This is a genomic window from Clostridium paraputrificum, assembly GCF_900447045.1.
Lineage (GTDB): Bacteria > Bacillota > Clostridia > Clostridiales > Clostridiaceae > Clostridium > Clostridium paraputrificum.
Genome location: NZ_UAWH01000019.1, coordinates 19,146 through 33,829, shown reverse-complemented (window position 1 = coordinate 33,829; position 14,684 = coordinate 19,146). Strand labels below are relative to the sequence as shown.

15 protein-coding genes are annotated in these 14,684 nt (G+C 29.0%); 10 read left to right on the top strand and 5 right to left on the bottom strand.

The features are described from left to right. Window positions 1-70 precede the first annotated feature (70 nt). The 5 genes from DR024_RS16975 (at window position 71) to DR024_RS16955 (ending at window position 5,362) form a co-directional block, all read left to right on the top strand. Window positions 71-256 (top strand): hypothetical protein, encoded by a 186-nt coding sequence (locus tag DR024_RS16975; protein WP_027099104.1) that lies wholly within the window; start codon window positions 71-73, stop codon window positions 254-256. A 220-nt stretch (window positions 257-476) separates the two neighbouring features. After that, entirely contained in the window at window positions 477-1,550 is a 1,074-nt protein-coding gene (locus DR024_RS16970) for a pyridoxal-phosphate-dependent aminotransferase family protein (protein WP_027099103.1), read from the top strand. Window positions 1,551-1,627: 77 nt separating this feature from the next. Further along, on the top strand, window positions 1,628-2,536 hold the full coding sequence (locus tag DR024_RS16965; protein ID WP_027099102.1) for a D-2-hydroxyacid dehydrogenase: 909 nt from the start codon (window positions 1,628-1,630) through the stop codon (window positions 2,534-2,536). A 21-nt stretch (window positions 2,537-2,557) separates the two neighbouring features. Then, window positions 2,558-3,814, top strand: a complete 1,257-nt coding sequence (locus tag DR024_RS16960; protein WP_027099101.1) for a DUF1015 domain-containing protein — start codon at window positions 2,558-2,560, stop codon at window positions 3,812-3,814. A 186-nt stretch (window positions 3,815-4,000) separates the two neighbouring features. Beyond that, window positions 4,001-5,362: a methyl-accepting chemotaxis protein gene (locus DR024_RS16955; RefSeq protein ID WP_027099100.1), complete on the top strand. Its 1,362-nt coding sequence runs from the start codon at window positions 4,001-4,003 to the stop codon at window positions 5,360-5,362. Window positions 5,363-5,390: 28 nt separating this feature from the next. Here DR024_RS16955 and DR024_RS16950 read toward each other — a convergent pair whose 3' ends face one another. From DR024_RS16950 to DR024_RS16940, 3 genes are read right to left on the bottom strand one after another with little or no spacing between them, the layout of a single operon-like run. Continuing rightward, window positions 5,391-6,500: a metallophosphoesterase gene (locus tag DR024_RS16950; protein WP_055184941.1), complete on the bottom strand. Its 1,110-nt coding sequence runs from the start codon at window positions 6,498-6,500 to the stop codon at window positions 5,391-5,393. Window positions 6,501-6,558: 58 nt separating this feature from the next. Then, window positions 6,559-7,254, bottom strand: a complete 696-nt coding sequence (locus DR024_RS16945; RefSeq protein ID WP_027099098.1) for a 5'-methylthioadenosine/adenosylhomocysteine nucleosidase — start codon at window positions 7,252-7,254, stop codon at window positions 6,559-6,561. 56 nt (window positions 7,255-7,310) lie between these two features. Next, window positions 7,311-8,180: a CPBP family intramembrane glutamic endopeptidase gene (locus tag DR024_RS16940; protein ID WP_051196019.1), complete on the bottom strand. Its 870-nt coding sequence runs from the start codon at window positions 8,178-8,180 to the stop codon at window positions 7,311-7,313. Window positions 8,181-8,327: 147 nt separating this feature from the next. On the opposite strand from DR024_RS16940, the gene DR024_RS16935 reads away from it, so the two are divergent. Then, the gene (locus DR024_RS16935) at window positions 8,328-9,086 is read left to right on the top strand and encodes a tRNA threonylcarbamoyladenosine dehydratase (RefSeq protein ID WP_027099097.1); all 759 of its coding nucleotides are present in this window, start codon (window positions 8,328-8,330) and stop codon (window positions 9,084-9,086) included. 119 nt (window positions 9,087-9,205) lie between these two features. Here DR024_RS16935 and DR024_RS18115 read toward each other — a convergent pair whose 3' ends face one another. Next, window positions 9,206-9,628, bottom strand: coding sequence for a DUF4230 domain-containing protein (locus DR024_RS18115; RefSeq protein WP_242858098.1), 423 nt, complete (start codon window positions 9,626-9,628; stop codon window positions 9,206-9,208). Between DR024_RS18115 and DR024_RS18110 the strand changes: the two genes are divergently transcribed. The 4 genes from DR024_RS18110 (at window position 9,594) to DR024_RS16915 (ending at window position 13,722) form a co-directional block, all read left to right on the top strand. Then, window positions 9,594-9,785, top strand: coding sequence for a hypothetical protein (locus DR024_RS18110; protein ID WP_242829729.1), 192 nt, complete (start codon window positions 9,594-9,596; stop codon window positions 9,783-9,785). The genes DR024_RS18115 and DR024_RS18110 overlap by 35 nt on opposite strands. 243 nt (window positions 9,786-10,028) lie before the next feature. Then, window positions 10,029-10,964, top strand: coding sequence for a GNAT family N-acetyltransferase (locus DR024_RS16925; RefSeq protein ID WP_027099096.1), 936 nt, complete (start codon window positions 10,029-10,031; stop codon window positions 10,962-10,964). Between the two features lie 3 nt (window positions 10,965-10,967). Next, window positions 10,968-11,813 (top strand): PRD domain-containing protein, encoded by an 846-nt coding sequence (locus DR024_RS16920; RefSeq protein ID WP_027099095.1) that lies wholly within the window; start codon window positions 10,968-10,970, stop codon window positions 11,811-11,813. 259 nt (window positions 11,814-12,072) lie between these two features. Next, window positions 12,073-13,722: a PTS transporter subunit EIIC gene (locus tag DR024_RS16915; RefSeq protein ID WP_027099094.1), complete on the top strand. Its 1,650-nt coding sequence runs from the start codon at window positions 12,073-12,075 to the stop codon at window positions 13,720-13,722. Between the two features lie 41 nt (window positions 13,723-13,763). On the opposite strand, the gene DR024_RS16910 is transcribed toward DR024_RS16915, so the two are convergent. After that, on the bottom strand, window positions 13,764-14,270 hold the full coding sequence (locus DR024_RS16910) for a PTS sugar transporter subunit IIA (protein ID WP_027099093.1): 507 nt from the start codon (window positions 14,268-14,270) through the stop codon (window positions 13,764-13,766). Window positions 14,271-14,684 lie beyond the last annotated feature (414 nt).

Genomic DNA, 14,684 nt, shown 5'->3' with positions numbered 1-14,684 from the left:
ATTATTACTTCTTTTACTTCTATTATTATGTTAATCTATATTATATTGAAAGGTTTAAGGAGATGATTTTATGCCAGCCGGTACTGGAGTTAATTGTGGAGAATGCCCCGAAAAGAAGAATGGGAATTGTAATGGCGATGATACAAGATGCCTTTGCTATAAATGTCCTAGAAAGTTATCTCAATGTATGTGCGTAAAGTATTGTAGAGAAACTGAATCAGTTTTATATTTTGATGAAAATGAAAACCACTGGTAAAGATACTAGTGGTTTTTAGTTTTGTAGGTAGTAAATATAAGTAATTCATAAATAAATCTTAAAAATAAAAATATTTAAAAAAAGTATACCCAATTTCATAATAATGGTATATAATATACATTACAAGAACACTTGTATTTCATACAAATACATATGGGGCTTTTTAATTAGAAATTCAAGTGAAGCAATAAGTATATAGATAATTAGGGGGAGGTTAAACATGCATAAGAAATTATTTATTCCTGGACCGGTAGAAGTACGTCCAGAAGTATTAGCCAAAATGGCTGAACCAATGATAGGTCATAGAAGTAAGGATGCTTCAGCATTACAAAGAAGAATAAGTGATAATATGAGAAAGATATTTTTCACAGAAAGTGAAATTCTTATTTCAACTACTTCTGGTAGTGGACTTATGGAGGGTGCTATAAGATGCTGTACAGCAAAAAAAGCAGCAGTATTTTCAGTAGGTGCTTTTGGTAAGAGATGGTACGAGATGGCAGTTTCAAATAATGTACAAGCAGATCTTTATGAAGTAGAAATGGGTAAGGCTGTTGATCCAGAAGAGGTTGATAAGGCACTTGCCACAGGAGAGTATGATTTAGTAGCAGTTACTCATAATGAAACATCTACAGGTATAATGAATCCAATTGAAGAAATAGGAGAGATAGTAAAAAAATATCCTGAAGTTGTGTTTATAGTAGATATGGTTAGTTCTGCAGCAGGAAGTAAGGTAGAAGTAGACAAGTGTGGCATAGATATTTGTATTACTTCAACTCAAAAGTGTATTGGATTGCCTCCAGGAATGTCAATTTGTACATTCTCTGAGAAAGCAAGAAAGAGAGCTGAACAAGTTCCTAACAGAGGATATTATTTAGATTTACTTCAATTATATAAATATATTCAAAAGAAGGATTACCAATATCCATCAACTCCTTCACTTTCTCATATGTTTGCTTTAGATTATCAACTAGATTATATCTTAAATGAGGAAGGTCTTGAAAATAGATTTGCAAGACATAAGGAAATGGCAAAAATAGTTAGAGATTGGGCAGAAAAGAATTTTGAATTATATTCAGATAAGAATCATTTATCAAATACAGTTACTAATGTTAAGAATACAAAGAATATAGATGTATCAGCATTAAACAAAGCACTTGGGGAAAGAGGTTTCCAAATTTCTAATGGATATGGAAGCTTAAAAGATAAGACTTTTAGAATAGCTCATATGGCAGATTGCAAAGTTGAAGATTTAAAAGAATTATTAAAGAATATTGATGAAATTTTAGGCTTATAAAACTTTGAGAGTTTAGAGTATTATCTAAACTCTTCAAAATTATATGGTAATAAGCAAAGATTAAGGGGGAATATATTATGATTAAGGTGTTAACAAACGACGGGTTAGAAGCTGCTGCTATAGAGAGTTTAAAAGCAGCTGGGGCAGAAGTAGTTAATGAGCATATAGAAGCAGATAAATTAGGAGAAGCATTAAAGGATTTTGATGCACTTGTTGTAAGGTCAGCTACTAAGGTTACAGCTGATGTATTAGATAAAGCTGAAGGCGGAAAATTAAAATTAGTAGTTAGAGCAGGTGTTGGTGTTGATAACATTGATATAAAACATGCTCATGATAAAGGTGTTACAGTAAAAAATACTCCTAATGCAAGTTCAGATTCTGTTGCAGAACTAGTATTAGCTCATATGTTTACAGTTGCAAGATTTTTAAATAATTCAAATGTAACAATGAGAGATGGACAATGGAATAAGAAGAAATATAAAGGGATAGAAATTGCAGGTAAAACCTTAGGGGTTATAGGAATGGGCAGAATAGGTAGATCTTTAGCTAAAAAGGCTACAGCTCTTGGAATGACTGTAATATATAATGATATATTTGGAAAACAAGATAACTTAGAATATGAGTTCTGTGATATTGAAGATTTATTAAAGAAATCTGACTTTATATCATTGCATGTTCCGTATGACAAAGAAAAAGGTTCAATAATAGGTAAAAAAGAGTTCGAATTAATGAAAGATAGAGCCTATCTAATAAATTGTGCTAGAGGAAATGTTGTTGACGAAGATGCTTTATTAGATGCATTAAACAGCGGAAAGGTAGCTGGAGCAGGTATAGATGTATTTGCTAAAGAACCTACAGCAAATGAAGCTTTAGTTAATCATCCTAATGTAAGTGTAACACCTCACATAGGAGCTTCAACTGAAGAGGCACAAATAAGAATTGGTGATGAGGTAGCATCAACTATAAAAGAATTCTTTAATTTATAAAATATTAGGGGGTAAAAGGAAGTGGCTATAGTTAAGGCGTTTAAAGGTATAAGACCAATTGAAGAATTGGCCTCAAAGATAGCAGCATTGCCATATGATGTTATGAGTAGTGAAGAGGCTAGAGATATGGCTATAGATAATCCATACTCATTTCTTCATATTGATAGGGCAGAAATAGACTTAGACCCTTCTGTAGATATACACGATAAAAAGGTTTATGAGAAAGCTAGAGAAAATCTAGACAAAATGATTGAAGATGGTCAATTTATTCAAGATGAGAAACCTTGCCTTTATATTTACAGACAGATAATGAACGGAAGATCTCAAACTGGATTAGTATTTTGTGCATCTATAGATGATTATCTTAATAATGTTATAAAAAAACATGAATATACAAGGGCTGATAAAGAATTAGACAGAATAAATCATGTTGATTATTGCGATGCGAATACAGGTCCAATATTTTTAACTTATAGAGAAGATGAGGTTACTTCTGAGGTTATTAAAGAATGGACTAAGGAAGGAACTAAAAGAAAACCAGTATATGACTTCATTTCAGAAGATGGAATAGGTCATCAAGTATGGGTTATAGATAATGAAATAATAGTAGAAGAAATAATAGCGTTATTTAAGGAAATAGAAAATCTTTATATTGCAGATGGTCATCATAGATCAGCATCTGCAGTTAAGGTTGGATTAAAAAGAAGAGAAGAAAATCCTGACTATACTGGGGAAGAAGAGTTTAATTATTTCTTAGCAGTAGCATTTCCGGATAATGATTTAATGGTTATGGATTATAACAGAGTAGTTAAAGATTTAAATGGATTATCTACTGATGAATTCTTTGAGAAGTTAAAAGATAACTTTATAATTACTGAATCTAAAGAAAATGTACAAATAAAACCATCTAGTAAGCATACATTTGGTATGTTTATTGAAGATAAGTGGTACTTGCTTGAGGCTAAAAAAGGAAGCTTTAATGAATATGATCCTATAAAGAGTTTAGATGTAGCAATATTACAAGATAATATTCTTACACCTATATTAGGAATAGAGGATGTTAGGATATCAGACAGAATAGACTTTATTGGTGGAATAAGAGGCCTAAGTGAATTAGAAAGAAGAGTTCATAAGGATATGAAGGTTTCTTTTTCTATGTATCCTACAGAAGTTGTAGATATAATGAAGGTGGCTGATACAAATCAAGTAATGCCTCCTAAATCTACATGGTTTGAGCCTAAATTAAGAAGTGGATTATTTGTTCATAAATTAAGATAATAGGAATTTATTATTAATAAGATTCACAAAGTATAAAAAATGTTCATAATATGTTAAGAATTAGGAAATATGATACGACAATTAAATAAGGCGATATGGTCAAGTATCTAGCTCTATGGATAGCAAGGCATGTTTGTCTTGCTATTTTTCTATTAAAAATCATAATATAACGAGGGGGAATGCCAAATGAACACTGAATACGATAAAACGTATAGAAAAAGTTTAAAAATTGTTATTACAAAGAAAGTTGCAGTGGTATTTGCAATAGTATATGGAATTAGCATTTTGTCGCTATATTTCATTGGAAGGATGCTTTTAGCGGATGAAGCTATAAGTCAAGAGATAGGATTATTAATTAATAAAATCATATTAATCTATTCTGGCATATTGTTATCGGCTTTAGCGGTAGGTATAATTTTTATCTATAAAGCAGTAGAGAAGTTTGCGACCTTAATACACAGATTTAGAACTCACTTTCAGTTATTAAAAGAAGGAGACTTCTTTTATAGAATTAGAGAAAAACACTTTAAAAGAGAAGATGAATTAGCTGGTATAGCTATAGAAACAGATGCAATGCAAGATGCTGTTGTAAAAATGTTAGGAGATGTGAATAGTGCAGCTATTGAAGTTAATGATAAATCTAATACATTAACTTGTACATCTCAAGGCTTAATGAACTCAGCAGAAAATATTTCAAAGTCTGTATCAGAAATTACATCAAATTTAACAGAGGAATCTGCTAGTATACTAAATATAGTAAGTATTTTAACAGATTTTAAGAGCATACTTGAAACTAATTTAGAAGCAACTAATAACATAACTAGTATGTCTAGAAACGTTAATGACAAAGCTAACATAAGTTTTTCTGATATGGAAAAGCTAAGAACATCATTTGAAGACTTTAATGGAAAGTTTGATGAATTCGTTTCTATTATTCAAAGCATGCAAGCTAATATAGAAGAAGTAGATAAGATCTCAGTTCTTATTAATGGAATTGCAGAACAAACTAATCTTTTAGCATTAAATGCAGCTATTGAGGCAGCAAGAGCTGGTGAGTCAGGAAGAGGTTTTAGTGTTGTTGCAGAAGAAATAAGAGCATTGTCTGAACAAACTAAGGAATCATCTATAAATATAAATAAATTAGTAGGAACTGTTTTAGGTAATTCAAAAAATTTAGTTAGTAAAACTAGTGATATGGTTAAAGATATTCAAGAGCAAAATAATACTATTTACACATCAACATCAGCATTTAAGGATATATCTAAGTTAATTATTGATATGAATCCTGCAATGAATAGTTTGGAAAAAAGCTCAAAAGAGGTATCAAATAAGAGTGATCATATTATAGAAAAAATTAAAAATATATCTGAAACTTCGGAAGAAATTGTTGCATTATCTGAAGAGATTAATTCTGCTTCAGAAGAGATGGACTCATCATCTAAGTTTGTATATGAATTATCTAAGGAACTTGGAGTGCTTGCTGATAATACTTTAAAGGCAGCAGGTGTATTTAGATTAGAAAAACCAGAAGATGAAGAATGGAAATAATTAAAGAGTAAGGCTTAGGCCTTACTCTTTAATTATGTAGTTTAATCATTACTATTTCAGAGGAACTACCTATTCTTATAGGAGGTCCCCATGTTCCAAAGCCAGAAGTAACTACAATAGAAGTATTCTGAAATTTTCCTAATCCATAATCAACATCAAATAATATATCAGTTATTAAATTAATAGGAAAAACCTGACCCTTATGGGTATGACCAGATACTTGCAAATCAATGTTATTACTGATTGATTCATCTAAATATTCAGGATTGTGATCTATAACGATAACAGGTTTATCAGAATTAAAGTTATCCATTGAACTTTTAATAGTATTTAATGAGTCTCTCTCTTCGTTATATCTTTTTACAGTAGTATCATCCCTACCAATTAAGTAGAAGGAATCATTAATTAAAGTTATTTCATCTCTGAGCACATTCACATTTACTTTGGTAAGCATATTTTTTAATTCATCTGATCGATTAGTATAGAAATCATGATTTCCAAGGGATAGATATGTTCCATATTTGCTTTTTATATCTTTTAATGAAATTAGCATATTTTTTTCTTCAACAGGGGTTAAATCACTATCTACTAAATCTCCTGCAATTAAGACTATATCACCATTTAATGAATTGATTTTTTCAACTAAAGTATTTAATCTTTTATTTTCAATTACTTCGCCCAAGTGTATATCAGAAACAAGTACTATGTTAACATCATCTTTTAAAGTTTTATCTATTTTTATATCATAATTTTTAATAGATATTGAGTGACTAAAGTATGTACCTATACACACCAATATTAATGATAGAATAATGGAATAAAAATATAAGTCTAAGTTTAATTTTTTATTTTTAAATATTCTATAAATAATAAAAGATATTACAAATAACAAAATTATGTAAAAAAGAAAAGCTAGATAATATGATCCAATAAAATATAATAACTTATTTATAAATGTAGGAACATAATTTTTAATAAGTTCATAAAGAATAAATGAAGAACTTAATAAGATAAATAAAATAGTAAATAATTTAGGGGGAAGTTTTATCTTATTATTAATTGACTTGTATATTCTTTTGCCAATAAGATAATTAATTAATCCATATGCAAATATAAAAGCAACAATACTTAAAACCAATTTCATCATCTCCTATAAATATACCTACTAGCTAAAGTAGCTAGTAGGTATAATTTTATTAATTCATAGAAAGTAGCATTTCTTTTAATATTGAAGTAGAGTTTTTAACTGCTATTGGGGTGAACTTTTCAAAGTCCATATGAGCTCCATTGTTAGCATTATCAGATATTGATCTAATAACTACAACAGGAATGTTGTTTAAGTAGCAAACGTGAGCAATACTTGCACCTTCCATCTCGCAAGATAAAGCATTAAATTCTTTTTCTAGCCACTTAATTTTTTCTACATCTGCAACAAATACATCTCCAGATACAATTCTACCTGTAAAGGTATTGAAACCTCCAACCTTTTTACATGCACTATTTGCTGATTCTATTAAAGAAGAATCACATTTAAAGTCGAAAGTATCCATTCTAGGAACTTGACCATGTGGATCCCCAAATGCAGTAGTATCCATATCATGTTCAACTAAGTTAGTAGCTATAACTACATCACCAGGATATATATCCTTTCCTATACCACCAGCAACACCAACATTTATAACCTTATCTACGTTAAATTCAGATACTAATATTTGTGTACATACAGCTGCGTTTACTTTTCCAATTCCACAAACTACAGCAATTACTTCATTACTCCAAAGCTTACCTTTGTTAAAAGTCATTCCAGCTTTTGTAGTTGAAGAGTCAAGTTGCATATCTTTTAATAATATTTCTAATTCTTCGCTCATTGCAGCGATTATTCCTAAAGTCATTTTATTTATCCTCCTAAAAGTGTTTATTCATAAAATAATAGTTATAGTTTAACATATTACATTTCATCATTGGAATATAAATTTTCATCTATTGGGATTATACTTATAAAGCGTCTTTCATAATTAAGATGCATATGTTTTTTTAAATAAATTAGTATAGGAATACTTATTAAACAAGAAATTAATATGTTAAAAGCTACTCCACCAATGGCAGAAGGAATAAAAAGGATAAATGAAGCAGTATTATTAAAAAAGTGGCAGTAAATAGTCAAGTATAAAGAGTGTGTTTTGTAATATATACAACCAATTATTAATGCTAATAAAAAAGCATTTATTCCTTGATGAAGATTACCATGTATCAAAGCAAATAATAGTGAAGATATAATAATAGCTGTAGAAGGATTATATCTTTTAAGCATACCGTTTAATATTATTCCCCTAAAAATAACTTCTTCTATTATAGGAGCTATTATACATACAGATAAGATGAGATAAATAAAAGAACTATTTAAATTTTGCTCAGCTTGTATCAAAGTATCGCTTTCAGGTATTCTAAGAATTATTGGTAAAATAAAAGCGTCATATAAAAGTCTAAAGATTGTAAGTACTAATGTAATATGGAATATTGTCTTTTTATTAACTTTTTTAAATGTATTTAGTTCATTTGTTCTTCTTCCAAAGACTTTATTAAGTATAAATACCTCAATAGGTAAGAAAAATAACTTTACTACTGAAATGATAGAAAAAGTTAAAGATTCTACTTTAGATTGAAGAGTTAATGGATATGATAAAAGCGTAATAATAAAATCAACAATTAGCCATAATAAAATTACTCCTATACTTTTCCAAAATCCAATATCAAATTCTATATTCTCGTTTTCTATATTTTTTAAAGGACTAAAAATGTTTTGCATTAAATTTCTCATAGAAATTCCCCCTTATAAACTTATATTTTAATTATATACAATTACTGGAATTTATAACAATAAATAAAGAAATATTGGGGTTGCAATAATATAAGATATAAAATAAAATAAACAAATAAAATCTTTAAATGTAAGGAGAGATTAGGAATGTTACAACATCCTTTATCTAGAACAGAATTATTAATTGGAAAAGATGGTTTAGATAAATTAAGAAATAGTAAAGTAATGATATTTGGAGTAGGAGGAGTAGGAAGCTATACTGTAGAGGCATTAACAAGAGCAGGAGTAGGAACATTAATATTAGTTGATGATGATACTGTATGTCTTACAAACTTAAATAGACAAATACACGCTACTTATAAAACTATAAGTAAGGTTAAAGTTGAAGTTATGAAAGAAAGAATTCTTTCTATAAACAGAAAGTGTGAGGTAATAACTCATCAAGTATTTGTAACTAAAGAAAATATACCAGAATTAATTCCAGATGACGTTGATTATGTAGTTGATGCAATTGATACAGTATCAGCAAAGATTGCCTTAGTTGAATATTGTTCTGCTAAAGGAATAAATATTATGAGTTCAATGGGTACAGGAAATAAGTTTGATCCAACTCAATTTAAGGTGGCGGATATATATAAGACTAAAGTATGTCCTTTAGCTAAGGTTATGAGATATGAGTTGAAGAGAAGGGGAGTAAAGAAACTTAAGGTTGTTTATTCTGAAGAGATTCCTACAAAACCAAGAACAGAAGATGTAGTTACTTGTAAAACTGGATGTGTTTGTACTGGTGAATCAACTAAAAAGTGTGCAGCTAAAAGACAGATACCAGGAAGTATGTCCTTTGTTCCACCTGTTGCTGGGATGATAATAGCTGGAGAAGTTATTAAAGATATATTATCTATGTAAAATAAAAGAGCTGTTGTAAGGTTAATAAACTTTACAGCGCTCTTTATTAATATGAAGAACTTATATTTATATAAATATAAAAATATAAAAACATATAAACATATAAATATAGGTTTATTTTATTTATATATAAATGTTGTTTTAATATCTTCTCCAAGAATAGTTTTTAAAAACTTTTCTAAAGCTATGTTGCTAGAAGAACAAGCTCTATCATATAAATCTTTAGAATTCATTTTATTAGTAAATCGTTTCTTTACTTCTCTTTCTATTACACCATACTCTTCTGCATTTAATTCTATATCTCCAAATCTAAGTAATCCTGTCACAGCTTCCTCATAAATTGTTTTATTATGATTTATATTTACCGAGTATACTGTGGGGGCCGAGATATTAAGTTCTACATCTCTAGTAGTAGAATTCATTTTTAAATCAGAAGAGGAAATTTTAGATAAATCAATCATATAAGAACAATCAGCAAAATAAGTTATCTCTTTATATTTTTCAAATATGCTAAAGTCTCCCCAACTATCATCAACAGTAATTGTTTCAGATAGCTCAAGTTCTAAAGGAATTAAGAGATTAGTTTCATTTATATTATTTATAATACTTTCCTCTGTTAGATATTTAACCCCTGTACCTGATGCATCGGGAAGTGTCCATTGTTTTTTCGATTTTGAAGGAAGTAGAAAAATAGTATAACCAATAAAGATACCTAAAAAAATAAGTATACAAGGAATTAATAAAGAGTTTTTTTGTTTATTCTTTTTTAATAATTTTATGGAAAAACCTCCTTATGTAATTAATTTTAATTAAATATATGAGGAAGAGAATAAATATATGTTAAATTGATTAATTTCACAACTTTGTACTTCTTGTATTGTAAAGATTTTAAACTATAATATATAATAGGTTATTATATATGATGGTTTAGGAGATGACTTTATGCCACAGACATTGGGAATAAGCATTTTAAAAAGTCCTGGTAATTCTAATGAGTATATTATAAAAGATAAGGATAAAATAAACATTGGTAGATTTATAATTATGGATTTAAATGAAGAGAATAGAAAATGTGATATTAAGTTTAAATTTTATAGAGTTAATGATCAAGATTTACTGATTGAAACCTTAAAGTTAGTATTAAAAGCTGTATTTAATGAAATAAGAGTAAATAAAATTAATATCTTTATTTCTGAACTTATTCCTGTAAGCCCATTCTTAGACTTAGGGTTCGTTCTAGAAGGTATATTTAATGAAAATATATATTCACAAGGAAATTATTTTAGTGAATTATCCATGGGGATAAATAGAAGTGATTATAATTATGGGAACAGAATAAGTTTAGTGAATATAGAAGGTAGAGATTTTAATATTAAGTTATTAGCTCCAGAGCATGCACAAAATCTGTTGGATTATTATATAAGAAATAAAAAACATCTAGAACCATTTGAACCTTTAAGGGATAATAGTTTTTACACTTATGAAGTACAAAAAAATATATTGAGTGATAGCTATAGACAATTCTTAAATGGAACAGCAGTAGACTTAGGCATATTTAAAGATGATTACCTAATAGGAAAGCTTAAATTGTCTAATATAGTATATGGAATTTTTAAAAGTGGAATACTTGGATATTCTATTGATAAAGATGAACAAGGCAAAGGATATATGAAAGAAGCTGTTAACTTAGTTGTTAATTATGCATTCGAGGATTTAGATCTTCATAGAGTAGAGGCTTCAGCCTTAGTTGATAATGAACCTTCAAAGCATGTATTAATTGGTTGTGGTTTCAAAGAGTTAGGAATAAATAAAAAGTATTTATATATAAATGGTGGATGGAAAGACCATATTACCTATTATAAAGTAAGGGGTGATTAAAGGTTGATTTTAAGTAATGATGAAATAGTAACTAAGGTATTTAATAATAACATTATATTAGTAAATTCAGAGGATCATGAAAAAATATTATTTGCTAAGGGAATAGGGTTTGGAAAGAAGCCTGGATATGTTATACCAAAAGGAATAAAAGTAGATAAGATATTTACTATTGCAGATAGTGATAATATTGAAAATCTTAATACTATGATAGAAAAAGTGGATAATGACTTCTTTGTTGTATGTGAAGAGGCTATATATGAAATATCGGAAAAAATAAATCAAGAGTTAAATGAAAGTATTCATATAGGATTAATTGATCACCTATATTTTGCAGTAAAAAGATTGAAAAATAATGAAGAGATTGAAAATCCTTTTTTGGTTGAGATAGAAACACTATATTCTAAGGAATATATGTTAGCAGATATGGTTGCTAAAAAGGTAGGAGCATATTGCAATGTAGATATACCTGATGGTGAAATCGCATTTATAGCACTGCATATACATTCGGCAATAAATAATGGAAAGATATCAAATACATTAAAGAATAGTTATTTAGGAAGTACTATAGTAGAACATGTTGAAGATAGGTTAAATATAGAAATAGATAGAAAGTCATTAGATTATGCTAGATTCTTAACCCATATTAAATTTGCTATTCAAAGAATTATGGAAAATATACATATAGACAATGAACTTACAAAAATTATTAAGTCAAGTTATAAAGAATCATTTTCTGTAGCAGAAGAGGTGGCTAAAATTATAGAGGATGAATTAGGTATAAAGGTCATGGAAGATGAAGTGACATTTTTAACAATTCATATAGAAAGATTTAGAATGTCAATTAGATAATAATTATAAAAAAAACTTCACATGAGTTTATGGATATGATATTATTAAATTATAAATTAAATAAAGTAAGGTGTAACTGGTAATGCAGGCAAGACTTGATAGAAGTATTATGATTTACTTATTAGGAATAATTATAAGTAGATTTAGAAATGCTATAATTGAGTCTTTTTTTGTTGCCTAAATTGCCTTTAGCTGGCCAGCTTTAATAAATTTACCTTACTACTAGAACTTATAATTAGTATTTTAGGAGGAATTAGAAATGCTTAAATATTTACAAAGAATAGGTAAAGCTATAATGCTTCCAATAGCAGCATTACCTATTGCAGGTATACTACTAGGAGTTGGTGGTGCATTATTAGGTATCTCAGGATTAAGTAATCCACCAGCAGTATATGAACCATTAATTTCATTTGTTAATATACCAGCAGTAACTGCAATATTAACAGTTATGAAGAATATAGGTGATATCGTATTTGGTAACTTACCAATTTTATTTGCAGTGGGAGTAGCAGTTGGTTTAGCTAAGAAAGATAAAGGAACTGCTGCCCTAGCTTCTGTATTTGGATTCATAGTAATGAACCAAGTTATATCAACATTACTTGCTTTAGGTACTACTCAGCTAGGAGTTCTTACTCCAAATAATGTAGGAGAGTACGGAACTTATGTTACAACTAACCTGGGGATATTTACATTAAACATGTCAGTATTCGGAGGTATTATTACTGGTATTATTACAGCGCTATTACATGATAAGTTCCATGAAATTCAATTACCACAAGTTATAGGTTTCTTCTCTGGTTCAAGATTTGTACCAATAATAACTTCTGTTGTTATGGCTTTAGTTGGTGCAGTACTTGCTTTTGCATGGCCTGTTGTTCAAGATGGTATAGCAGTAATTGCAAATGTAGTTAGAGATGCAGGTTCAATAGGAACATTACTATATGGAATAATAGAAAGAGCGTTAATTCCATTTGGATTACATCACGTATTCTATACTCCATTCTGGTTTGGTTCATTTGTTGAAGGTCATGTTTTAGTAGATGGAGCATGGCAAACAGTTGCAGGTGCGAACACAGCATACTTTGCTCAATTATCAAGCATGACAGATTTAGTTGGTGCATCTGCAGATACTATGGCTAATATTGTTAGTGGTACTACAAGATTCATGGCAGGTAAATTCCCATTCATGATGTTTGGTTTACCAGCAGCAGCATTTGCAATGTATAGATGTGCAGCACCAAATAAGAAGAAGACTGTTGGGTCATTATTATTAGCAGCAGCAGTTACTTCATTATTAACAGGTATTACTGAACCTTTAGAGTTTACATTCTTATTCGTAGCACCAGTTTTATATGGGGTTCACTGTTTACTTGCAGGTTTATCATTCATGCTAATGGATATATTTAACGTATTTATAGGTATGACTTTCTCAGGTGGTTTAATAGACTTTAGCTTATTTGGATTACTTCCAGCAGGTGCAGGAGTTCCAACTAAGTGGTTTATGGTTATAGTTGTTGGATTAGTATATGCAGTAGTTTACTATTTCTTATTCTCATTTATGATAAAGAAGTTTAACTTAAAAACTCCTGGTAGAGATGAAAACGAAGAGGATACTAAGTTATTTACAAAAGCTGACTACCAAGCATCAAAAGGAGCTAAGGGTGAAATAGAAGAAAATGCACCATTAGTATTAGAAGCATTTGGTGGAGAAGAAAATATAGTAAGTGTTGATGCATGTATTACAAGACTTAGAATAGAAGTTAAAGATAAGTCAAAAGTAGATAAAGATAGAATAAAAGCTTTAGGTGCAACAGGTGTTGTAGAAGTAGGTAACGGAATTCAAGCAATATTTGGAGTTAAAGCTGATAGATATAAGAATGAAATAAATAAAATATTAGGAATAAACTAATATATAAATAATAAAAGCGAAGGAATCATCCTTCGCTTTTATTATTTAACTGTATATTCTATAACTGTTGTTTCTCCAGCGATAGTATCTATATTTTCAACTGGTGTTATTGTTCCTAAGATATCAGGATTTGTTATTAATATTGGAGTAATTAATGATAATCCCTTACTCTTTATTAATTCTCTATCAATCTTGATTATTGGAGTTCCAGCTTTAACCTTTGCTCCTTGTTCAACTAATTGTTCGAAACCTTCACCTTCTAGGCCTACTGTTTCTATTCCTATATGTACTAAAAGCTCAACACCATTTTCTAATGTTAATGCAAAAGCATGTTTTGTTTTGAATACTAAAGTTAATTCTCCATCAGCAGGAGCAACTATAGTATCACCAGTAGTGTCAATAGCAATACCATCTCCAGCCATTTTTTGTGCGAATACTGGATCTGGAACCTCAGATAGTGGAATTGATTTACCAGCTACAGCTGATACTAATCTAAAATTGTTTTCTACAGATTGTTCATTTTTTTTCTTTTTTAAAAATCCAAACATAATTACCTCCTGAATATAACAGGAAGACTCACATCCTTTCTTAACTATATACTACTATAACTCTTCTTAGTTTTAGAGTATATTGATTAATATATACATATAAAAAAAGGCATAAGTTTTATATGAAAACTTATGCCTGATCTAACAGTAACACGTTTAATCTCATTATATATTTGGTAAAAGTAAGTGTCAATAATTTTGTATTAAATTATTTTAAATTGTATATTGACATGTAAAGGTTTTTATAATAAAATAAAGTCAAAGATAAATAACGGATTATAAATTGGCGTGTTACCAATATGGGCATTAGCCGGAAAGAATGGAAGTAAAATTCTATTTCTTTTCGGCTTTTTTTGTTGCCCAAAAACAGAAATTATACATTTATTATTTAGCCAAGTTAATCTGAAATGTTTA